Source organism: Humitalea sp. 24SJ18S-53 (assembly GCF_050632385.1).
Classification (GTDB): Bacteria; Pseudomonadota; Alphaproteobacteria; order Acetobacterales; family Acetobacteraceae; genus Humitalea.
On sequence record NZ_CP192599.1, the window covers coordinates 371,840 to 391,638 of the forward strand.

Genomic DNA, 19,799 nt, shown 5'->3' on the forward strand with positions numbered 1-19,799 from the left:
TGAGACGGTTTGACCGGGGGCCGCGCTACGGCTACATCCCCGGTCGCATATGTCGTGTGCCTGGCATCGCCTCTGGAGGGGTGGCCGAGTGGCTGAAGGCGGCAGTTTGCTAAACTGTTGTAGGGGGTCAACCCCTACCGTGGGTTCGAATCCCATCCCCTCCTTAGTCCATAGGGCGCCCTGACATGCCCAATATCCGCACCCTCACCCCCACCGAATCGCAATCCGTCATCGACTGGGCCGCCGCCGAGGGCTGGAACCCGGGCATGGCCGACCTCGATGCCTTCCTCGCCCAGGATTCCGGCCTGTTCCTGGGTCTGGAAGAAGATGGCGTCCTGCAATCCGTCATCGCCGCCACCCGCTACGGCGCGGATTTCGGCTTCATCGGCTGCTACATCGCCCGGCCCGAGGCGCGCGGGCGGGGTTTTGGAATCGCGATCTGGCGGGCGGGGATGGCGCAGTTGGCCGGGCGCCTGGTCGGGCTGGATGGCGTGGTGGCGCAGCAGGACAACTACCGCAAATCGGGTTTTGCGCTCGCCTGGAACAACATTCGTTTTGGCGGCACGCCGACGCGGCGCGATGCGCCGGCCAATGGGGTCGTCGACGCCGGCAGCGTGCCTTTCGCCGCCGTCGCGGCATTCGATCGCACTGTCTTTCCCGGACCCCGCGACGCCTTCCTCCGCACCTGGATCGCCACCCCCGGCCACATCGCCCTGGCCGCGGTGGCGGATGGTGAGGTGACGGGCTTTGGCGTCATCCGCCCCAGCCGCGAGGGCCACAAGATCGGCCCGCTGACCGCCCAGACCCCCAAGGTGGCGGAGGCGCTGCTTGCCGCCCTGCTCGCCCGCATTCCCCCAGGCCCGGTGTTCTGGGACGTGCCGCAACCGCATGCCGACGCGATGCGACTGGCCGAGGCCGTCGGCCTTGTCCCCGGGTTCGAAACCGCCCGCATGTACAAGGGGCCGCTGCCGGATCTGCGGATGGATCGCATGTTCGGCATCGCCAGCCTGGAACTCGGCTAGGCCTGGGGCTTCTCAACATCCCTACGGAACGTTACTAAAACGACATCGCCCCGCCCAAAGCGAAAGAGGCTGCCATGGCGCGTTTCCTGATCACCGGCGGCGCCGGCTTCATCGGTTCGCATGTCGCCGATGCGCTGCTGCGCGCCAACCATGATGTGCGGGTGGTGGATGATCTTTCGACCGGCAAGCGCGACAACCTCGACCCCCGCGTCACCCTGATCGAGGGCGATGTCGCCGATGGCCCCCTGATGCGCGATGCGGCGCGGGGCATGGACGGCATCATCCATCTGGCGGCCATCGCCTCGGTCGCGCGGTCGAACGAGGATTGGCTCGGCACCCATCGCGCCAACCAGACCGGCACGGTCAGCGCGCTGGACGCGGCGCGCCAGGCGGGGCGGATCCCGGTGGTCTATGCCTCCTCGGCCGCGATCTATGGCGACCAAGGGATGGCCGCGATCCGTGAGGATGCCCGTGCCGCCCCAAGCAGCGCCTATGGCGCCGACAAGCTCGGCAGCGAATTCCACGCCGGTGTCGCGACCGGCGTGCATGGCGTGCCGACGATGGGCTTCCGCTTCTTCAACATCTACGGGCCGCGCCAGGACCCGGCATCGCCCTATTCCGGCGTCATCAGCATCTTTGCCGCGCGGATCGGCGCGGGGCAGGGGGTGCGGGTGGATGGCGACGGCGGGCAGACGCGCGATTTCGTCTTCGTCGCCGATGTCGTGGCGCATCTGCTGGCGGGGCTCGCGCTGCTGCGGGCGGAACCGTCGCGGCCGGCCGCGGTGCTGAACGTCTGCACCGGGCGGTCCACGTCGATCATCGACCTGGCGCGCACGCTGGTCGCCATCGCCGGGCATGACGTGCCGATCACCCATGGCCCGGCGCGGCTGGGCGATATCCGCATGTCGCTGGGCGATCCCTCCCTGGCGGTGGCGACGCTGGGCATCGCGGCGAAAACCGCGCTGGCGGAGGGGCTGCGGCTGACCTTCGACGATTTGGCGGCGATGGCACCCTGACCAGATTTTGGACCAAATTTCACTGGCACGGTTTCGGGGAATACTTGAAACTGCCGACCAGAATTCCTGTGAAAAGGAACCGGTCATGGCGGATGACTCCCTGCAGTCCACGATCGCTGCCTTAACGGACAAGCTCGCGAAAGCCGCCGAGGGTCTTTTGACGGTCAAGGTGCGGACGCTGCTCGGCAACGCCGCCCTGGCCAAGATTGCCAGCGAGGCGAACGGGGTCGAGGTCCTGGACGGCACCCAGGGCGCCTATACCGCCTGCAACATGGCGACCGGCGATATCGTCGTCTGTTTCTCCGACAACGTGACCTCGGTCGACCAGATCAAGCAGTTGCATGATGAGGCCGTGAAACTCGGCACCGAGACCTTCCGGTTCAATGTCGACCTGCTGACCAAGACCCTTCTGCAACTGATCGACAAGCAACGCTCCGGGCCGGGCTGAGGCCATGGGCTTGTGGGCGCGGCTGTTCGGCCGCGCGGCTCCGCCGCCCGAGCCGGTGGCGCCACCCCCGGATTCGACCGGCAAGCTGATCGGCCAGTCGCTCCTTCGCCTGGAAATCAACACCATCCTCAAGAGCAACATGACCGGCGAGCCGATGCCGCCGCTGCCGATCGCGCTGCTCGACATCGCCGAGGAATATTGCAGCAAGCTCGAATCCTTCGGCCTCTCGCAGGTGGAACTGGCGCGCGGCTTGTTCGCCGAGGACCCCGACACCCCGCGCAGTTCGCTGGAGATACGCGAGCAATTGTCACCGACCTTCGACCGCTTCATCGCGATCCGCGGGCTCGCGCGGACCCTGCTGCAGCGCAAGGAACAGGCGCGCCTGGCGTCGCCGGGCCGGGAAGGCACGATCGCGGCGACCTTGCCCTCTGTCGATGAGGTCACCACCAGCCGCATGGTGCAGAACTGCGAGATCATCCTCGACATCATCAAGCGGCTGCCGCGCGACGGGCTGCTCTGGGGCCATCTGCGCCTGACGCGGGCGCAGTTGCAGGGGGATGATCGCGGTGGCGCCAGCCCGTTGCGGCTGGGGCCCTATGACATCAGCCCGACGCAGTTGATGCGGCTGCGCAAGGTCTGGGATGTGGGGACCGAGGAGATCGTGGCCCAGACAAGTATCTCCCTCAGCGGCGATGTGCTGATGCGGGTGTCGCCGCTGCTGATGACGCCGGAATATCGCGGCCTGCTGGATATCCATCGCGACGCGGTGTCGATGTCCACCGGCTATTGGCGCGACCTGATGAATGCCGCGGTCACCCTGGCCACCGTTGCCGCGGGTGCGCTGCTCGGCTCGTCGAAGCGCTGAGGCCCGTCATGCGATGGCTACCGGGACCGATGGAGGCCCTGCTGCGCACCGGGCAATTGCAGATCGTGACCGGGGCTGGCCCGGGCGGTGGGCATTTGCTGATGACGCGGATCGGCCTCAGTGGCGATGTGCTGGTCTTCGTGGACCCACAACTCGGCGTATCGACCGCCGCGGCGCTGGTGGCGGACCATGCGAAGGCCGCCAAGGCCGCCTTGGCCGGCCTGCGGCGAATGCACCTGGTGTTGGTCGGCGTCGCCAACCTGCTGGCCGGAATCGTTGTGATGATTCCCGGGCTGCCCTTCGTGGTGCTCTGGCTGACGCAGCCGATCGAGGTCGCCGGGCTGCGCCTGGCGTCCGAATTCGCCAGTCTATGCCTATGGGCGGGTGGTCTCGCGGGCTTCAGGCGGGTGCGCCGCAAGGTCGCCGGGGTCGTGGTGCGGCGCGTGATGGGCCGGTATGTGCGCATGGGGCAGGATGTGCTGCCGTTCAAATGATGGGGTCGGCACGCAACTTCGGGCCGCTCCGCGCTTTACCCCTGCATGTGGCGCCGGCCCGGCCCCGCGATCCCGATGCATAACGAACGAGAGAAATCGTGGACGTGTCAGACCATGCGCACGCCCACGATGGTCAAGCCCGGACGACGCAACCTGGCGGCATGACTGCCATGGACCGTGGCGACCGAAAAACCTGTCACCCCTGCGCGTGTCGTGGTTACATCCAATGACTTGCGGGATGGCGACGATGCGATGGCAAGGCGCACTGGCGGTGGGTATGACACTCGCCCTGGCCGGCTGTGACATGCGCAAGGACACGAGCGCGGCGGCCGAGCGGGCGAATACCGCCGCGTCCGATCGCATGGTCCAGGCGAAGACATTGGCCGAGACCGCGTTGCGCGTGCAGGTGCGAGGCCCCTCCGCCATCGAATTCCGCGGCGTGCAGGCCTATCGCCAGACCATCGCCCACACGGTCGCCATCTGCGGCCAGTTGAATGTGCGCGGGCCGGGCCAGGCCTTCGTGCCCTTCGTCGCCGTCGTCACCTACCCGGAGGAGGCGGCGAACACCGCCAACCCCGCGGGCGTCCGCATCGACCCCATGGTGGCGATGACCAGCAGCGAGGCGACGCGCGTCTATGTCGAAGGGCTGTCGCGCTGCCTGGACAATGGCGGCCCGTCCGCCACCCGCCGCGGCGCACCGCCGCCCCTGCCGCCCATCCCCGCCGACCTGCCGCATGCGACAAGGCCGGCGCCCAGCCCGGTCGCCGAAGCCGCGGCCGTGCTGCAACCCGTCGGCGGCTTCCAGCCCGGCCCTGGCGAACAGGCGGTGATTCTGCGCCAGGCCGGCAATGTGCGGATGCATCCCAGCGGCGGTGGTGAGGTGCTGCGCGTCATCCCCCGCGGCAATACGGTGCGGGTGTTCAGCACCGCCCCCGGTGGCTGGCTCCAGGTTGGGGAAACGCAGCCCTTCGGCTGGCTGCACAGCAGCCTGGTCAGCGCGGCCGGTTCGCCGCCTCCGCAGTAATCAGGCGGGTGTGCAGGCAAAGCGCGACGGCGCCTCGCCACAGCAGGAAAAGAACGCCGGGCGTGTCGGCGGCGGGGTCTGCCGGCTGCCGCCGCTGACCAGCAGCGCGCCATCCACCAGCACATGCGAAATGCCGGGCAGGTCGCCATGGGCGATGGCATCCGACAGGGTGGTCCCGGCCGACCCCGTCACCGGCCCGCAGATCAGCAGGTCGGCTGGGCGCCCCGCCTCCAGCACGCCTTCCTGCAAGCCATGCGCGAAGCCGACGCTGCCCGTCGCCGCGGCGATCGCCTGCCCCGGGGTCAGCCCGCAGATGGACGACGCGAAAAGGATGTTCCGCAGCATCCCGCGCGGGATGACCCCGGTGCCGCCCGGCGTGTCGGTGCCAAGCACAAGCCGGTGCAACCCGCCCTTGGCCACCAGCCGTTCGATCAGCCGCTGGGTCGAGCGGTAATTGCCCGATGAACAGACCTCCAGCGCGAAAGCCGTGTGGTCCACGACGGAATCGATGTCCTCGTCCGACATCGGGATCGGCCCGCCGCTGACATGCGCCGCGACATCCGGCTGCAACCAGGACAGCACATCGAAGCCACAGACCGCGCTGGCGCCGGAGCGGGAGACGCCGCCGGTATGCACTTTCACGAGGATGCCGCGCGCGTGGCACCAGGCGACGTAGTCCCGCGCCTCCGCCTCGCGCCCCGCGAAGGGAAAGAACAGGAACTTGGCGAAGCGCACGCCGGCATCCTTCAGGCGGTCGAAATGCGCCTCCGTCATGCCGGGCACCAGCAGCACCGTGCCGGCGATGACCTTCACGCCGCTCCAGCGCACGCGGCCGGTGGTCGCCCGCGCGACAACGGCGATGGAGGTGACGAGTTCCGGCGTCAGCGCGTTGTAGTCGAGGCCCGGGATATGCAGTTCCCCGGCCGAGACCATGCTGGTCGTGCCGCCATGCAGGTAGTTGCCGATCCAGCCGATGGCATCCTGCGCCGGCGTCCATTCGCCAAAGACGGGATGCACATGCCCGTCGATCAGCCCCGGCAGCACCGCGCCGCCGGCTGCGTCGATGATCCGGTCGGCCGTCGCATCGCCAGCGTTCAGGCTGGCGATGCGCCCGTCCTCGATCAACAGCGAGGTGACGGGCGCGGTGGGGGCATCGATGCGCCCCGTGAAGAATTCACCGATGTTGCGGATGATCAGGCGCATGGCGTCACTTTCAGGCTGGTCGCGACCAGCGCTCGGTTTCGGCGCGGAAGAAGGCCTGGGCTTCCGCGGGGCCTCGGAAACGGGGCGCGGCACCGGCCCGGGCAAGGGCGGCGATGGTGTCGGGGCGCTGCAATGACTCCTGCAGCAGGCTGGCGATGCGGTTGACGATCGCATCGGGCGTGGCGGCAGGCGCGAAGACGCCGGTCCACAGGTCGAAGACGAAATCGGGGAACCCCGCCTCCAGCGCCGTCGGCACATTCGGCAGGCTGGCCGAGCGCGTTTCGCCCGTGGTGGCCAGCGGGCGCAACTGCCCGGCCTCGATCATCGCCGACACGCCGGGGATGCCGCTGAACACGTAGTGCACGCGCCCGGCCAGCAGGTCGGGGAAGGCGGCGCCGACGCCGCGATAGACCACGGCCGTCGCTTCCATCCCGGCACGCTGGCCAAAGATCTCGGCGGATTTGTGGGTCATCGTGCCGGCGCCTGGCGAGACATAGGTCAGCCCGCCCGGGGTGGCGCGGCCATAGGCCGCGAGCTCGGCCAGCGTGTTGATCGGCAGCGCCGCGGGCACCACCGCGACCAGCGGCGACGAGCTGACGATCGCCACCGCCCGGATATCGCGCAGCAGATCATACGGCAGGTTCGGCTGCAGCGACGGATTGACCGTGATGGAGGGGTCCGAGATCAGCAAGGTGTAGCCATCCGGCGCCGCCTTCGCGACATAGTCGGTGCCGACGACACCACCGCCGCCCGTCCGATTTTCCGCCACGACCGATTGCCCCGCCAGGTCGCCGAGCGCCTGGGTGATGCTGCGGGCCGTGAAATCCACGATGCCGCCGGGGGCGAAGCCGATCACCATCCGGATCGGCCGCGTCGGAAAATTCTGGGCGCGAGCCTGGGTGCCCAGCAGCGACGCGGCAGCACCGGCCAGGAACTGCGATCGGGTCAATCTGATCATGCGAACCACCTCTTTCTTTTGGGAAATGCTGTGGCGATCCTCACTTGTTTTCGTCAGCCCTTGGGGCTTCTTTTCATCATCGCCGCCGCGGTTCCGGCGTCGTAACCAGGCTTGATACGCACATCGACGACGACGCATTGCCCGTCGAGCACCGCGGCCACCGCTTCGGCCATCGCGGCATCGATCTGGCTGGGGCAGGACACCGGGCCGATGCCGACGGCGCCCTGTGCGCGCGCCATCGCGGCGATGTCCACATCGGGGTCGGTGATCGCCTGGCCGATCCAGCGATTGGCGACGGGGCGGCCGCGTTCCAGCGCGACGCGTTCCTGATGCAATTCATCGTTGAAGTTGGAGCGATTGTTCGCGACCACGATCAGCAAGGGCAGGCGGTAGCGCGCCGCCGTCCAGATGGCGGTCACGCCCATCAGGAAGTCACCGTCGCCCAGCACCGCCACGGCGATGCGCCCGGCCCCCGCCTCCCGCAACGCCAGCGCCGCGCCGACCACGAGGCCGGGGCCGGCACCGATGCCGCCGCCGCCATCGCCGCCCAGATTGTCGAGCGGATGGCGGAAGTGCCACAGCGGCCCGCCCCAGCCGATCGGCAGCCGCACGACGCAGGCGTCGCGCCCGGCCAGGGCGATCTGCATCGCCTCCGCCAGCAGCGGGATTTCGATTTCCGGCGCGGGGTTGCGCGGCAGGCTGGCGGTGACCGGCGGTGCCGCTGGCCGGGGCGCGGGGGTGGCGTCGGCGCCCAGGGCGTCCAGCAGCAGTGGCATTACCGCCTCGGTCGTGGACAGCAGGTGGACGTCGCTGGGCGGCAGGGCCTGGTGGTCCATGCTCCAGCCATTGTGCACGTATTGGTCGGGCGACACCTGGATGACGCGGGCGGTGACATCCGCGCCGTTCCAGGCCGCGCGCAGGGTGCCGCCGAGGTCGATCCAGTCGAGCGACAGCACCACATCGGCGTCGCGCAGCCGCGCATTGGTCGTCGCGGAAAACAACTGCGCCGGCGGGGCCGCGTGCAGCGGATGGTCGGTCGGGAAGGCGGCCCCGGCCTTGAGGTCGGTGAAGACCGCGGCACCCAGGTGTTCGGCCAGGGCGACACGCTGGCCCCAGCACGTTTCGGACTTGCCCGTGCGGCCCATCAGGATCGCGGGCCGGGCGGCGCCCCGCAGCAGAGCCGCCGCGTCCGCCAACGCATCCACGGGCGGCACCGGCACCGGGGGCGGACGAAAGCGCGATGCGTCCGGCAGGCGGAAGGGCTCCGCGAGCTTCGCCTCCTGCAACGACACGTCGAGGTTGATATACACCGGCCCATGGGGCGGCGTCATGGCGATGCGCGCCGCGCGCAGCATGCCCTCCGCCGCAGCCGCCACGCTGGCCGGCTGGTCGTCGAACTTCACGAAATTCCGTACCAGCGCGCCCTGGTCGCGCGCCGTGTGGATCCAGTCGATCCAGGGACGGCGCAGCGATGCGTCCACCGGTCCGGTGGCGCCGAGGATGATCACCGGCACGCGGTCGCACCAGGCGTTGAAGATCGCCATGGTGCCATGCATCAGCCCGACATTGCTGTGCAGGACCACCGCCATCGGCTTTGCGCACACCTTGGCCCAGCCATGCGCGATGCCGACCGCGTGGCCTTCATGCAGGCACAGCAGCATCTGCGGATCACGGTTGCCGAGGTGGTTCACCAGGCTGTCGTGCAGCCCGCGGAAGGAGGCTCCGGGGTTGAGCGCGACGTAGCGCGTGTCCAGCAGGCGCAGCATCTCCGCGACGCAATCGCTGCCCCAGCCGGCGGGCGCCACCGCATGCGGCACCGGTTGTTCGACATCCGCTGGTCCGGTCTGCTCATTGCGGCTGGTCATGTCGCGCGACATCATCCCGTCGTTGTTGCACCGCGGAAATGCAGCGTACCCCGCTTTTTTTCGCCTCCGCAAGATGGTCCTGACATTTCGCGTGTTCCACGCGCCAGCCGCATGTCTTAGCGTCCGGTCCGGAGATTCAGGAGCCCACGATGACAGTGCAGATCAGCCTGGCCTGCGAACGCTACGACCGCGTGCAGGCCATTTTTGACGGCCGTGTGCGGATCGAGGGGTGTGAGGTGACCCCGGTCGTGCTGCGGGCGGAGGAGGCGTTTCACCGCGCCTTCAACGGTGCCGAGTTCGACGTGACCGAATTGTCCTGCAGCAGCTACATGATGACGCTGTCGCGTGGTGAGCAGCCGTATATCGCGGTGCCCGCCTTCGTCTCCAAGGTGTTCCGCCATTCGGCCATCTATGTGCGCGCCGACCGCGGCATCGAAACGCCGCAGGACCTGGTCGGCCGCCGCATCGGCCTGCCGGAATACCAGATGACGGCATGCCTTTGGGCGCGCGGTATCCTGGAGGATGAATACGGCGTCCGTCCGCGCGACATCAAATGGTTCACTGGCGGCCAGGACGAGGCGGGGCGGCGCGAACGTGCCGCCCTGTCGGTCGATCCGTCGGTGTCCATCACGCCGATCCCGCATGATCGCACGCTGACCGAAATGTTCGAATCCGGCGAGTTGGACGGGTTGGTGACGGCGCGCGTGCCGCGCGGGATCGGCACAAACCCCTTGCTGCGCCGCCTGTTTCCGAACCCGCGTGCGACGGAACAGGCGTATTTCCGTAAGACCGGCATCTTTCCCCTGATGCACATGATCGGCATCCGCCGGACCTTGCTGGAGAAGCACCCCTGGCTGGCCGTCAGCGTCTACAAGGCCTTCGTGCAGGCCAAGGCGATCGCGATCCACGAGTTGTCGGACGCTGGCGTCAATTTCGTCACCTTGCCCTGGGTGAACGAAGAAGTGCTCGAAGCGCAGGCGTTCTTGGCGCGCGATTACTGGAGCTATGGCATCGAGGCCAATCGTTCGGCGATCGAGGCGATGGCGCGCTATTCCTTCACCCAGGGCCTGTCGCAGCGGCACCTGTCGGTGGAGGAACTGTTCCATCCGGGCACGCTGGAGATTTCCAAAGTGTAGGCGTGATTGACAGGCTCGCGCGAAACTATGCAGCATACCCCCTATTCCAAAGGGATCCCGCGCGGATGAAGCCCCCGCCTTTCCTGCACGCGACGCCCGTCACCGTGGACGCGGCCCTCGACCTGCTGGCCGAGCATGGCGATGCCGCGCGCGTGCTGGCTGGCGGGCAGAGCCTGATGCCGCTGCTGGTCATGCGCATGGCGCGCCCGGCCGTGCTGCTGGACCTGAACCGCTGCGCCGGGCTGTCGCATATCATCCTGGCCGATGGCGTGCTGCGCATCGGCGCCATGGCACGCCAGATCGACGTGCAGCGCGCGCCCGAGGTCGCGCAGGCCGCCCCCCTGCTGGCCCAGGCGCTGCACTTTGCCGGGCCGCGCACCGTGCGCAACCGCGGCACGTTTGGTGGCAGCATGGCCCATGCCGACCCGAGTGCGGAGGCGCCTGCCGCGGCACTCTGCCTGGATGCGGTGATGGTGCTGGCCAGCCGCCGTGGGCAGCGTCAGGTCACGGCGCGCGATTTTTTCGTCGATGCGCTGGTTACCGCGATCGCCGCCGATGAGATGCTGGTCGAGGTGCGTATCCCGGCGACCAGCGGCCGCACCGCCTTCACCGAGGCCGGGGTGCGCCAGGCGGACCTTGCCATGGCGGGCATCGCCGTCGATCTCACAACTGATGATGGCCGCATCACGCGCATCCGCATCGCCGCCATTGGCGCCGCCAACCGGCCCACGCGACTGGCGGGTGCGGAGGCGGCGTTGCTCGGCGCCCGCCCCACGCCACGCCTGTTGCGCGACGCCGCCCGCGCGGCGCTGGCCGATGCCGATGCGCCAAGCGACCTGATCGCCCAGGCGCCCCACCGCCTTTCCGTGCTGGAGGGGCTGTTGGAGCGCGCGGTCCTTGACGCCCTGGCACCGGACCGCATCGCCGCATGACCGAGATCACCGTCACCGTGAACGGCACGCCCCACACGCACAGCGTGCCGATGCGCCTGCTGCTGTCGGATTTTTTGCGTCAGACGCTGCGCCTGACCGGCACGCATGTCGGCTGCGGCCATGGCGTCTGCGGTGCCTGCACGATCCTGCTGGATGGGCAGACGGCCCGCGCCTGCCTGCTGCTGGCGGTGCAGGCGGATGGAGCGGCAATCACCACGGTCGAGGGCCTTGGCACTGCCACCGCCCTGCATCCGGTGCAACAGGCGTTCCATGAGGAACACGCGCTGCAATGCGGTTTCTGCACACCGGGTTTCCTGGCTGCGGCGATCGAATTGCTGCGCGAGACACCCGACCCCACCGATGCCGAAATCCGCGAGGCGCTGCACGGCAACATCTGCCGCTGCACCGGCTATGTGAACATCGTGAAGGCCGTCCGCCGCGCCGCCGCCCTGATGCGGGCGGCGTGATGGACGCCCCCGCCAGCGGCTTCGGCGCCAATATGCTGCGCAAGGAGGACCACCGCCTGCTGCGTGGGCAGGCGTGTTTCCTCGACGATATCGAAATCCCCGCCGGCACCCTGCACGCGGTGTACCTGCGCAGCCCGCACGCCCATGCGCGCATCCTGGGCATCGACGCGGATGCCGCGCGTGCGATGCCGGGGGTGGTGGTGTTGACCGCCGCGGATTTTCCCGACCTGCAACCGCTGTCGCCCGACCTGCCGATCAAGGGCTTTTGCCCTGTGCAACGGCCGATCATCTGCACCGACACGGTGCGCTTCGTCGGCGACCTGGTGGCGATCGTGCTGGCCGATGATCCGTATTTGGCGGAGGACGCCGCGGAATGCGTGCTGGTCGACTACGATCCGCTGCCCGCCATCGTCACCCTGGAACAGGCCCTGGCCGATGGCGCACCCGCCGTCCACCCCGCCGCGCCGGACAACACGTTGTTCCAGAACGTCACCGCCACTGACGGCTTCGATGACGCCTTTGCCGGCGCCGCACATGTCTTCCGCGAGACCTTTTCCAGCGCGCGTGTCGCCACCGTTTCGCTGGAACCGCGCGGCTGCCTTGCGCGGCACGATGCGGGGCTTGGCGAGACGATCCTGTGGTCCTCGACCCAGGTGCCGCATCTGCTGCGCAACACGCTGGCCGAGGCGCTGGGCTTGCGGGAATCCGACCTGCGCGTGATCGCCCCCGATGTGGGCGGCGGTTTCGGCATGAAGGCCTCGGTCTACCCCGAGGACATCCTGGCCGTCGCCGCCGCGCGCCTGCTGCGCCGCCCGATCAAATGGGTCGGCGACCGGCAGGATGATTTCCTGGCCAGCAGCCACGCGCGCGATATCCGCTTCGGTGTCGAGATGGTGATGCAGGCCGATGGCACGCTGGTCGGATTCCGGCTCGACATGATCGCCAATGCGGGTGCCTATCCCGGCATTCCCTTCGGCAGCAGCATCGAGGCTGGCGGCGGGCCGCGCACCTTCCCTGGTCCCTACCGTTTCCACCACTATGCCTTCCGCACGCGGGCGGTGGCGACCAACACCACCCCCTCCGGCCCCTATCGCGGCGTCGCGGCGCCCATCGCCTTCATGGCGTTGGAAGGGATGATGGATCGCGCCGCGCTGGCGCTAGGACTGGATCGTGTCGAAATCCGCCGGCGCAATTTGCTGCGGGACGAGGATTATCCCTACGTCAACGCCAGCGGCATCCGCTACGACAATGGTCCGCACCTGACGCTGCTGGATCGCGCGCTGGCGCTGTCGGATTACGCGGGCTTTCCGGCGCGGCGCGACGATCCGGACCGGCTGCGCGGCATCGGCATCGTCTGCATCACCGAACAGACCGGGCAGGGCAGTGCGCGCTACCGTGCCCGTGGGCTGCTGCGGATTCCTGGGATCGAGGGCGCAAGGCTGAAGGTTGAGCCGGACGGCAGTGCGGTGCTCTTCGTCAGCCAGGCGACGCAGGGGCAGGGGCACCTGACCACCTTTGCCCAGATGGCTGCCGAAAGCCTCGGGATTCCGGCCGAGCGCATTTCGGTCATGGAAGGCGATACAGCGCTTTCGCCTTTCGGATCGGGCACATTTGCCAGCCGTGGCGTCGTCGCAGGTGGTGGCGCCGTCATTACCGCGGCCCGCGTCATCGCGCAGAAGATGAAGCGCATCGCCGGGCACCTGATGGAGGCCGATGAGGCTGATATTGTGCTTCACGACGGCCGCGCCGAGGTCACCGGTGTCCCCGGCCTGTTCGTCACCATCGAGGACATCGCCCGGACCGCCCATGCCATGCGCCCGCGCGGCATGCCGCCTGGCGAAACCTTTGGCCTGGACACGACGCAGCACTGGGACCAGCCCTACAGCAGCGTCTCCGCCGCCTGCCATGTCGCGGAGGTGTCCATCGATCGCCGCACCGGCCAGGTCCGTGTCGATCGCTACAGCATCGTCCATGATTGCGGGCGCATGGTGAATCCGATGATCGTGGATGGGCAGACCCATGGCGCGGTGTTGCAGGGGCTCGGGCCGGTGCTGATGGAACGCCTGATGCATGACGCCGATGGGCAATTGCTGACGACGACCTTGCTCGACTACACCCTGCCGACCATGCTCGACGTGCCGGACATGGCGATGGACCATATCGAAACCCATGCCATCGACACGCTCGGTGGCGTCAAGGGCGTCGCCGAGGGCGGCACCATCGGCGCCGTCCCCGTCCTGGTGAATGCCGTGGCCGACGCCATGCGTGGCCTGGACATCGACATCCGTTCAATCCCCATCCGCCCCGAAGACCTGTTGCGTGCCATCCGCGCCGCCCAGCCAAAGGAACACATCTGAATGTCCAAGCTGTCCATCACCGTCGCCTGCGGCGACTACGACCGCGTCCGCGCCATCAAGGACGGCCGCGTGCCGATCGAAGGCTGCGACGTCAACTTCCTGCCCCTGGCCGCCGAGGAAGTCTTCTTCCGCGCCTTCCGCAGCGCCGAGTTCGATGTGACCGAACTCTCCTTCAGCAGCTTCCTGATCCAGACCGCGCGCGGCGATTGCCCGTATATCGGCATTCCTGCCTTCGTCTCGCGCATCTTCCGCCATTCCGGCATCTACATCCGCACCGATCGCGGCATCACCAAGCCCGAGGATCTGCGCGGCAAGCGCATCGGCCTGCCGGAATACCAGATGACCGCGCCGGTCTGGATGCGCGGCATGATGCAGGAGGAATACGGCGTCCGGCCGGAGGACGTCATCTGGCGCAGCGGCGGCCAGGAACAGCCAGGCCGTGACGAGCGGACGCCGATTGCGCCGATCCCGGGCCTGGACCTGGCCCCCATCCCGTCCGACCGCACGCTGGTGGATATGCTGGCCAAGGGCGAACTCGACGCACTGTTCACCGCGCGCGCGCCGTCCTGCTACCTGCAGGGGGCACCGAACATCGGCCGGCTGTTCCCGAACTATCGGCCTGTGGAACAGGCCTATTACAAGAAGACCGGCCTGTTCCCGATCATGCACCTGATCGGCATCAAGAAGACCTTGGTCGAAAAACATCCCTGGCTCGCGACCAGCGTCTACAAGGCCTTTGTCGAGGCGAAGCACATCGCGATGCAGGAAGTTCGCGATGTCACCGCGCTGAACATCACCCTGCCTTGGGTCGAGGCGGAGGCCGCCGACAGCGTCGCCCTGATGGGCCCCGACTATTGGCCCTATGGCGTGAAGGAAAGTGCCGCGGATATCGAGGCGATCACGCGTTACTCCTTCGACCAGGGCCTGTCCGTGCGCCGCTTGCACGCGGCCGACCTCTTCGCGCCGCAGGTCATGGATATCTCCCGCATCTGATCGGCACGCGGATTGCTCTGACAGGGACACCATCGATCCGGAGACATGCCATGGACCGCCCGTTGCTTCGTCGCAGCCTCTTGGGGGGCCTGGCCGCCCTGCCGGCACTCGCCCATGCCCAGGGCCGGCCGAACGTGCGGATCGTGGTGCCATACCCCCCCGGCGGTACGGTCGATGCCACCGCGCGCTTCATCGGCGCGCGGGCGGCGGAAATCCTGCAGCAGAATTGGGTGATCGAAAGCCGGTCGGGCGCCAATGGTGCCATCGGCGCCGATGTGGTGGTGCGTGCGGCGCCCGACGGGCTGACATTGCTGTATTCCAACGAGGTGCTGCTGATGCTGCGCCACGTGCAGCGCAACGTGCCATTCAATGCGGTGCAGGATTTGTCCCCGATCGTGCGCACCGCGATCGTGCCGCAGATCCTGGTCGGCAGCCCGCGCCACACCACCGAGGAGACGTTGCCGGCCCTGCTGGAAGCGATCCGCAAGACCCCGTCGGACTTCACCTTCGCCACGCCGACCCTGGGATCGCTCGGGCAGTTCGGCGCCGCGGCCCTGGGCCATTCCCTGGGCGTGGACGTGACCATCGTGCCCTATCGCGGCACCGCGCCGGCGGTGAGCGATATCCTCGCGGGCGCGGTGAAGCTGATGATCTCGCCAGCAGGCGGCGTCTTGCCGCTGATCCGCGATGGCCAGTTGCGCGCGCTGGCGGTGTGTTCGCCGCAGCGGATCGCTGCCTTGCCGGATGTGCCGACCTTGGCCGAAAGCGGCTTCCCGGAACTGGTCTTCGAAAGCTGGACGGGCATGTGGGGACCGCGCGGCTTGCCGCAGGACATCGCGGCCCGCGTGCATGCCGCCGTGACCACCGCGACGAACGAACCCGACAGCGTACGCCGCATCCTCGCCCTGGGCTGCACGCCGATCAACGAGCCGATGGACCAGATGCCGGTGGTGATCGCGCGGGAGGAGGCGCGCAACCCGACGCTGGTGCGCCTGGCGCGCATGACGCCGGAATAGCGGCGCTCAGGCCAGGACATCCTCCAGCCGCGTCAGCGGCAGGCCCAGCGCCTCGGCGACCGCCGGGTAGAGCACCTGGCCGTCGTGCACATTCAGCCCGCGCGCCAGATGGGGGTTTTCCCGGCAGGCGCGCAGCCAGCCCTTGCCGGCGATCTGCTGCGTGAAGGGCAGTGTCGCGTTGTTCAGCGCGACCGCGCTGGTGCGCGCCACCGCGCCGGGCATGTTGGTGACGCAGTAATGCACCACCCCTTCCTCGACATAGGTCGGCTCGGCATGCGTGGTGGGGCGGGATGTTTCGAAGCAGCCGCCCTGGTCGATCGCCACGTCCACCAGCACGCTGCCCGGGCGCATCCGGCGCAGCAGGGCGCGACTGACCAGCTTCGGTGCCGCCGCGCCGGGCACCAGCACGGCGCCGATGACCAGGTCGGCCTCCAGCACCGCCTCCGTGATCGTCTCCGTCGTGGCGTAGAGCGTGGCGATGCCGCCGTTGAACTCGCGATCCAGCGCGTCCAGCACGCGCAGGTTCTTGTCCAGCACCGTCACCCGCGCCCGCATGCCGGTGGCGATGCGCGCGGCATTGGCGCCGACAACGCCGCCGCCGATGATGACGATGCGCCCCGGCGCCACACCCGGCACGCCGGACAGGAGGATGCCGGCGCCACCCTTCTCCTTCTCCAGGCAGGTCGCGCCCACCTGCACCGCCATGCGGCCGGCGACCTCGCTCATCGGCGCCAGCAGCGGCAGGCCATTCTGTGCGTCGGTCACGGTCTCATAGGCGATGGCGGTGCAGCCGCTGGCCATCAGCGCGCGCGTCTGCGCCGGGTCGGGCGCGAGATGCAGGTAGGTGAAGAGAATGTGGTTCGGCCGCAGGCGGACCCATTCCACCGGCTGCGGTTCCTTCACCTTCACCAGCAACTGCGCCGTGGCAAAAACGCTGGCGGCATCGGGGGCGATGGTGGCCCCGGCGGCGAGATAGGCAGCGTCCGGGAAGCCGATGGCGGCCCCGGCCGCGTGCTCCACCAGCACCTCATGCCCCTGGGCCACCAGGTCCCGCACCGAACCGGGCACCAAGCCTACCCGGTATTCGTGGACCTTGATCTCCTTCGGCACCCCGATGCGCATGGCCCGTCTCCCGTTTGGGCCGAGCATAGTCCGGGGCTGGCGTCCGCTGCCACCAGCGCGGTGCCCCAGGCGCCGGGCGGCTAGCCCGCCGCAGCCTCCCGGAACGCGAAGCCGATCCCCGGCCGGTCGGGCATGTGGATCACCCCTGCGTCCGGCAGCAGGTCCTCCGTCAGCCGCGCCCGCAGCGCGAGTTGCGCGCCGTGCATCTCCAGCAACCCGCCCCCCGCATGCCCCGCCATCACCGCCGCATTGGCGATGTCCCAGCCCCCGGCATGGGCGACAGGGGTGCCATAGGCCTCCGCCATGGCTAGGATACGCAGCATGGCGCTGATGCCGCCGCAGAAGGCGGCGTTGGGCTGCAGCCAATCCACCGCGCCGCGGCTCAGCGCCTCGCGGAACCAGCCGAGGGATTGCACCATCTGCCCGGCGGCGATCGGGATGCGGATGGCGCGGCGCAGGGTCGCGAGTTGCTCCAGGTCATTGCCCAGCAGAGGTTCCTCGAACCAGGCGATGTCGCAATCCTCCACCATCAGCGCCAGGCGCCGGGCTGTCGCGACGTTCATCCCGCAATTCGCGTCCAGCATCAGCAGTGCGCGGGGGCCGATGGCCTGGCGCACCGCCCGCACCCGGCTGGCATCCTCCTCCACGCCACGGCCACCCGCCGCGACCAGCATCTTCACGCCGACGAAGCCCGCCTCCACCGAGGCTTTGCAGACCGCCGCCAGCTTGTCCTCCTCATACCCTGGCAGGCCGACCGTGGCGTAGCAGCGCACCGATGTGCGCGCGCCGCCGAGCAACCGCCACAGCGGCTCCCCCAGCGCCCGCGCGCGCAGATCCCACAGCGCCATATCCAGCGCCGATAGCGCCGAGACGAAGGCGCCCGTCGCGTTGCGCGGGTTGAAGCGCGCCGTCAGGCGCGGGCCGATGGCCTCGATCATCCGGGCATCGGCGCCACGCAACGCCTCATCGAAACCCTGCCCAAGCAGGGCCGCCACTTCCGGCCCCAGGAAACGGCCGGTGACGCCGGTGCCGACCAGCCCATCCTCCGTCTCCACGCGGCAGCGCACGAAGGCCGGGGTGTCCAACCCCGCATAGCCGCGCGCGGCATCCACCGGCGCCAGTCGCTCGACGGCGGCGGTGACGGAAACGATGCGCGTCATGCGGCGGCGCCGGCGGCCTGGGCCGCCGCGACCTGGCGCGTGCGGGCCTGGTTCATGTCGTCCAGCGTGCCGAAGGCGTTCATGTAGTGGCCCTTGAAGCCCATGCCCTCGATCCGCCGGAACATGTCGCCGAAGTCGAAGTCGCCCTCGCCGGGGATCAGGTGCTGTTCGTGGCCGTTGCGCCAGCAATCCGCCAGTCGGACCTCGACGACGCGATCCAGCGGGATCTGCGCGAGGAAGCCTTCGACCCCCTCGGGCAGCAGATGCGCGTGGTTGGCGGTGAAACTCAGCGCGAAGGCGGGGCTGTCGATGGCGTCGTAGTAGTAGCGCCATTCCTCGGGCGTATGGGCGAGGTAGTGGACCTCCGCCTTCTCCGGTTCCGGGTTCAGGTTTTCCAGCAGCAGCAGGGCGCCTTTCTTCTCGGCGTACTCGACCATCTTCTGCAGGCGGGCGAGCCCGGCCTTCATCCGCATCTCGACATCGGCGGTGAAGTGGTAGCCGGCATGCACGACGATGGAACTTGCGCCCAGCAGCGGCATCGCCTCGATATAGGCCTTGAGGTAGGCATCCACCGCCTCCGAAAGGAAGGGCGAGTATTCCGCGACATTCACGGCCGAAAGCGTGTGCAGGCCCAGGTGAACCTGGTGCTTGTCCAGCGCCGCCCGGATGCCGCGCGCGCGCTCGGCATCGAAGCGGGTCACGGCATTCGCGCCGGTGTCCAACTGGATATCGATGTGGCGCACGCCATGCGCCCCGGCCCAGGCGATGGCCTCCTCCAGTGGCAAGCGGCGACCGACATCGACGCCGATTCTTTCGAGCAGGTTCATGATGGCTCCTTCCTTGTCTTGTTGTCGGCCTCGGATGCATGGCCGATGGCGTCGAGAAAGCGGGCCCTGCCCAGCCGGGCATGGGCTTCGGCAAGATCGCGCGCACGCACGCCATCGCCCGCGAGGATCGCTTCCATCAGGTCCCGATGCTCGCGGTTCGCCGCCTGCATGTTCCCCGACGCTTCGAAGGAACGCCGGCGCAGCAGACGCAGCTTTCGGGTGAACTGGTCGTAGAGGGCCTGTGCCTCGCGGTTGCGGCCATAGGTCATGATCGCGGCATGGAAGTCGGAATTGACCGCGAAAAATTCATCGCGGTCGTCGCGCGCGATCGCGGCATCCATCGCCTCCACCATGCCGCGCAGGGTGAGCGCCTGTTGCGCCGTGACGGCAATGGCGGCGTGGCCGGAGGCAAGGCCGAAAAGCACGCCGTTGATCTCGTAGACCTCCATCGCCTCATCGAGGTCGAGGCTGCGCACGAAGGCGCCCCGGTTCATGATGACGGTGACCAGGCCGATCTTTTCCAGCGCCCGTGCGGCCTCCCGCACCGGGCCGCGGCTGACGCCGAGGCTGCGGGCCAGGGTCGCCTCGTTCAGCCTCTCCCCCGCCCGCAGCGTGCCCTCGGTGATGAGCTGTTCGATCCGCCGCGCGATGTCGATCCCCAGCGCTTCCGTCGCGCGCGTGCGGCGCTTCGGCGCGGGACGGCGGGCAAGTGTCGACACTTGGCTGGGGGCTTTCACGGTGCTGCCTTTATCTTGCGGTGCAGCATTTTCTTGGCTCTTTCGCAGCGGAGAGCTGGGATCGGGGCGGTTCGGCAGGGAAGGTGCTTCAGCCGTCACTGAAAATGTTTACAGTTCTGCGTTGTCCCGGCAAGGTGGCATTTGAGACGGAAAGAAC

General features: G+C 68.5%; 19 protein-coding genes and 1 tRNA gene. 13 read left to right on the top strand and 7 right to left on the bottom strand.

Annotated elements, in window-relative coordinates; translation table 11 throughout:
• Positions 1 to 74 precede the first annotated feature (74 nt).
• The 7 genes from ACQW02_RS01765 to ACQW02_RS01795 all read left to right on the top strand — a co-directional run bounded on the left by ACQW02_RS01765 (position 75) and on the right by ACQW02_RS01795 (position 4,869).
• Positions 75 to 164: transfer RNA gene (locus ACQW02_RS01765), tRNA-Ser, on the top strand.
• Between the two features lie 21 nt (positions 165 to 185).
• Complete coding sequence (locus ACQW02_RS01770) at positions 186 to 1,022, top strand: GNAT family N-acetyltransferase (RefSeq protein WP_431283563.1); 837 nt, start codon at positions 186 to 188, stop codon at positions 1,020 to 1,022.
• Positions 1,023 to 1,096: 74 nt separating this feature from the next.
• The gene (locus ACQW02_RS01775; protein ID WP_431283564.1) at positions 1,097 to 2,038 is read left to right on the top strand and encodes an NAD-dependent epimerase/dehydratase family protein; all 942 of its coding nucleotides are present in this window, start codon (positions 1,097 to 1,099) and stop codon (positions 2,036 to 2,038) included.
• 85 nt (positions 2,039 to 2,123) lie between these two features.
• A complete protein-coding gene (locus ACQW02_RS01780) occupies positions 2,124 to 2,486 on the top strand; it encodes a hypothetical protein (protein WP_431283565.1) in 363 nt (120 codons plus the stop codon).
• A gap of 4 nt (positions 2,487 to 2,490) precedes the next feature.
• Positions 2,491 to 3,351 (top strand): hypothetical protein, encoded by an 861-nt coding sequence (locus ACQW02_RS01785; RefSeq protein ID WP_431283566.1) that lies wholly within the window; start codon positions 2,491 to 2,493, stop codon positions 3,349 to 3,351.
• Between the two features lie 8 nt (positions 3,352 to 3,359).
• Positions 3,360 to 3,845, top strand: coding sequence for a hypothetical protein (locus ACQW02_RS01790; RefSeq protein WP_431283567.1), 486 nt, complete (start codon positions 3,360 to 3,362; stop codon positions 3,843 to 3,845).
• A gap of 277 nt (positions 3,846 to 4,122) precedes the next feature.
• Entirely contained in the window at positions 4,123 to 4,869 is a 747-nt protein-coding gene (locus ACQW02_RS01795) for an SH3 domain-containing protein (protein ID WP_431283568.1), read from the top strand.
• Here the strand turns inward: ACQW02_RS01795 and ACQW02_RS01800 are convergent, their stop codons facing one another.
• From ACQW02_RS01800 to ACQW02_RS01810, 3 genes are read right to left on the bottom strand one after another with little or no spacing between them, the layout of a single operon-like run.
• Entirely contained in the window at positions 4,870 to 6,072 is a 1,203-nt protein-coding gene (locus ACQW02_RS01800; protein ID WP_431283569.1) for an amidohydrolase family protein, read from the bottom strand.
• Positions 6,073 to 6,082: 10 nt separating this feature from the next.
• Positions 6,083 to 7,030: a Bug family tripartite tricarboxylate transporter substrate binding protein gene (locus ACQW02_RS01805; protein WP_431283570.1), complete on the bottom strand. Its 948-nt coding sequence runs from the start codon at positions 7,028 to 7,030 to the stop codon at positions 6,083 to 6,085.
• A 53-nt stretch (positions 7,031 to 7,083) separates the two neighbouring features.
• On the bottom strand, positions 7,084 to 8,895 hold the full coding sequence (locus tag ACQW02_RS01810) for a thiamine pyrophosphate-binding protein (RefSeq protein ID WP_431283571.1): 1,812 nt from the start codon (positions 8,893 to 8,895) through the stop codon (positions 7,084 to 7,086).
• Positions 8,896 to 9,044: 149 nt separating this feature from the next.
• On the opposite strand from ACQW02_RS01810, the gene ACQW02_RS01815 reads away from it, so the two are divergent.
• The 6 genes from ACQW02_RS01815 to ACQW02_RS01840 all read left to right on the top strand — a co-directional run bounded on the left by ACQW02_RS01815 (position 9,045) and on the right by ACQW02_RS01840 (position 15,796).
• Positions 9,045 to 10,031, top strand: a complete 987-nt coding sequence (locus tag ACQW02_RS01815; RefSeq protein ID WP_431283572.1) for a PhnD/SsuA/transferrin family substrate-binding protein — start codon at positions 9,045 to 9,047, stop codon at positions 10,029 to 10,031.
• A 65-nt stretch (positions 10,032 to 10,096) separates the two neighbouring features.
• Entirely contained in the window at positions 10,097 to 10,963 is an 867-nt protein-coding gene (locus ACQW02_RS01820; protein ID WP_431283573.1) for an FAD binding domain-containing protein, read from the top strand.
• Positions 10,960 to 11,430 carry a (2Fe-2S)-binding protein gene (locus tag ACQW02_RS01825; protein WP_431283574.1) on the top strand — a complete coding sequence of 157 codons (471 nt, stop codon included), beginning with the start codon at positions 10,960 to 10,962 and terminating at the stop codon, positions 11,428 to 11,430. The genes ACQW02_RS01820 and ACQW02_RS01825 overlap by 4 nt, the downstream gene beginning before the upstream one ends.
• On the top strand, positions 11,430 to 13,787 hold the full coding sequence (locus tag ACQW02_RS01830) for a xanthine dehydrogenase family protein molybdopterin-binding subunit (protein ID WP_431285992.1): 2,358 nt from the start codon (positions 11,430 to 11,432) through the stop codon (positions 13,785 to 13,787). The genes ACQW02_RS01825 and ACQW02_RS01830 overlap by 1 nt, the downstream gene beginning before the upstream one ends.
• A complete protein-coding gene (locus ACQW02_RS01835; protein ID WP_431283575.1) occupies positions 13,788 to 14,780 on the top strand; it encodes an ABC transporter substrate-binding protein in 993 nt (330 codons plus the stop codon).
• A gap of 50 nt (positions 14,781 to 14,830) precedes the next feature.
• Positions 14,831 to 15,796 (top strand): tripartite tricarboxylate transporter substrate binding protein, encoded by a 966-nt coding sequence (locus ACQW02_RS01840; RefSeq protein ID WP_431283576.1) that lies wholly within the window; start codon positions 14,831 to 14,833, stop codon positions 15,794 to 15,796.
• A 6-nt stretch (positions 15,797 to 15,802) separates the two neighbouring features.
• On the opposite strand, the gene ald is transcribed toward ACQW02_RS01840, so the two are convergent.
• The 4 genes from ald to ACQW02_RS01860 form a co-directional block, all read right to left on the bottom strand.
• On the bottom strand, positions 15,803 to 16,918 hold the full coding sequence (ald, locus tag ACQW02_RS01845; protein ID WP_431283577.1) for an alanine dehydrogenase: 1,116 nt from the start codon (positions 16,916 to 16,918) through the stop codon (positions 15,803 to 15,805).
• A gap of 80 nt (positions 16,919 to 16,998) precedes the next feature.
• Complete coding sequence (locus ACQW02_RS01850; protein ID WP_431283578.1) at positions 16,999 to 18,078, bottom strand: mandelate racemase/muconate lactonizing enzyme family protein; 1,080 nt, start codon at positions 18,076 to 18,078, stop codon at positions 16,999 to 17,001.
• Positions 18,075 to 18,905 carry a sugar phosphate isomerase/epimerase family protein gene (locus tag ACQW02_RS01855; RefSeq protein ID WP_431283579.1) on the bottom strand — a complete coding sequence of 277 codons (831 nt, stop codon included), beginning with the start codon at positions 18,903 to 18,905 and terminating at the stop codon, positions 18,075 to 18,077. Before ACQW02_RS01855 ends, ACQW02_RS01850 begins: the two co-directional genes overlap by 4 nt.
• Positions 18,902 to 19,741 carry a GntR family transcriptional regulator gene (locus ACQW02_RS01860; protein WP_431283580.1) on the bottom strand — a complete coding sequence of 280 codons (840 nt, stop codon included), beginning with the start codon at positions 19,739 to 19,741 and terminating at the stop codon, positions 18,902 to 18,904. Before ACQW02_RS01860 ends, ACQW02_RS01855 begins: the two co-directional genes overlap by 4 nt.
• Positions 19,742 to 19,799 lie beyond the last annotated feature (58 nt).

What these genes read in the sequence shown, in the direction of transcription:
- ACQW02_RS01770 (WP_431283563.1), top strand. Translation starts at nt 186, where the DNA reads ATGCCCAATATCCGCACCCTCACCCCCACCGAATCGCAATCCGTCATC.
- ACQW02_RS01775 (WP_431283564.1), top strand. Translation starts at nt 1,097, where the DNA reads ATGGCGCGTTTCCTGATCACCGGCGGCGCCGGCTTCATCGGTTCGCAT.
- ACQW02_RS01780 (WP_431283565.1), top strand. Translation starts at nt 2,124, where the DNA reads ATGGCGGATGACTCCCTGCAGTCCACGATCGCTGCCTTAACGGACAAG.
- ACQW02_RS01785 (WP_431283566.1), top strand. Translation starts at nt 2,491, where the DNA reads ATGGGCTTGTGGGCGCGGCTGTTCGGCCGCGCGGCTCCGCCGCCCGAG.
- ACQW02_RS01790 (WP_431283567.1), top strand. Translation starts at nt 3,360, where the DNA reads ATGCGATGGCTACCGGGACCGATGGAGGCCCTGCTGCGCACCGGGCAA.
- ACQW02_RS01795 (WP_431283568.1), top strand. Translation starts at nt 4,123, where the DNA reads ATGACACTCGCCCTGGCCGGCTGTGACATGCGCAAGGACACGAGCGCG.
- ACQW02_RS01800 (WP_431283569.1), bottom strand. Translation starts at nt 6,072, where the DNA reads ATGCGCCTGATCATCCGCAACATCGGTGAATTCTTCACGGGGCGCATC.
- ACQW02_RS01805 (WP_431283570.1), bottom strand. Translation starts at nt 7,030, where the DNA reads ATGATCAGATTGACCCGATCGCAGTTCCTGGCCGGTGCTGCCGCGTCG.
- ACQW02_RS01810 (WP_431283571.1), bottom strand. Translation starts at nt 8,895, where the DNA reads ATGACCAGCCGCAATGAGCAGACCGGACCAGCGGATGTCGAACAACCG.
- ACQW02_RS01815 (WP_431283572.1), top strand. Translation starts at nt 9,045, where the DNA reads ATGACAGTGCAGATCAGCCTGGCCTGCGAACGCTACGACCGCGTGCAG.
- ACQW02_RS01820 (WP_431283573.1), top strand. Translation starts at nt 10,097, where the DNA reads ATGAAGCCCCCGCCTTTCCTGCACGCGACGCCCGTCACCGTGGACGCG.
- ACQW02_RS01825 (WP_431283574.1), top strand. Translation starts at nt 10,960, where the DNA reads ATGACCGAGATCACCGTCACCGTGAACGGCACGCCCCACACGCACAGC.
- ACQW02_RS01830 (WP_431285992.1), top strand. Translation starts at nt 11,430, where the DNA reads ATGGACGCCCCCGCCAGCGGCTTCGGCGCCAATATGCTGCGCAAGGAG.
- ACQW02_RS01835 (WP_431283575.1), top strand. Translation starts at nt 13,788, where the DNA reads ATGTCCAAGCTGTCCATCACCGTCGCCTGCGGCGACTACGACCGCGTC.
- ACQW02_RS01840 (WP_431283576.1), top strand. Translation starts at nt 14,831, where the DNA reads ATGGACCGCCCGTTGCTTCGTCGCAGCCTCTTGGGGGGCCTGGCCGCC.
- ald (WP_431283577.1), bottom strand. Translation starts at nt 16,918, where the DNA reads ATGCGCATCGGGGTGCCGAAGGAGATCAAGGTCCACGAATACCGGGTA.
- ACQW02_RS01850 (WP_431283578.1), bottom strand. Translation starts at nt 18,078, where the DNA reads ATGACGCGCATCGTTTCCGTCACCGCCGCCGTCGAGCGACTGGCGCCG.
- ACQW02_RS01855 (WP_431283579.1), bottom strand. Translation starts at nt 18,905, where the DNA reads ATGAACCTGCTCGAAAGAATCGGCGTCGATGTCGGTCGCCGCTTGCCA.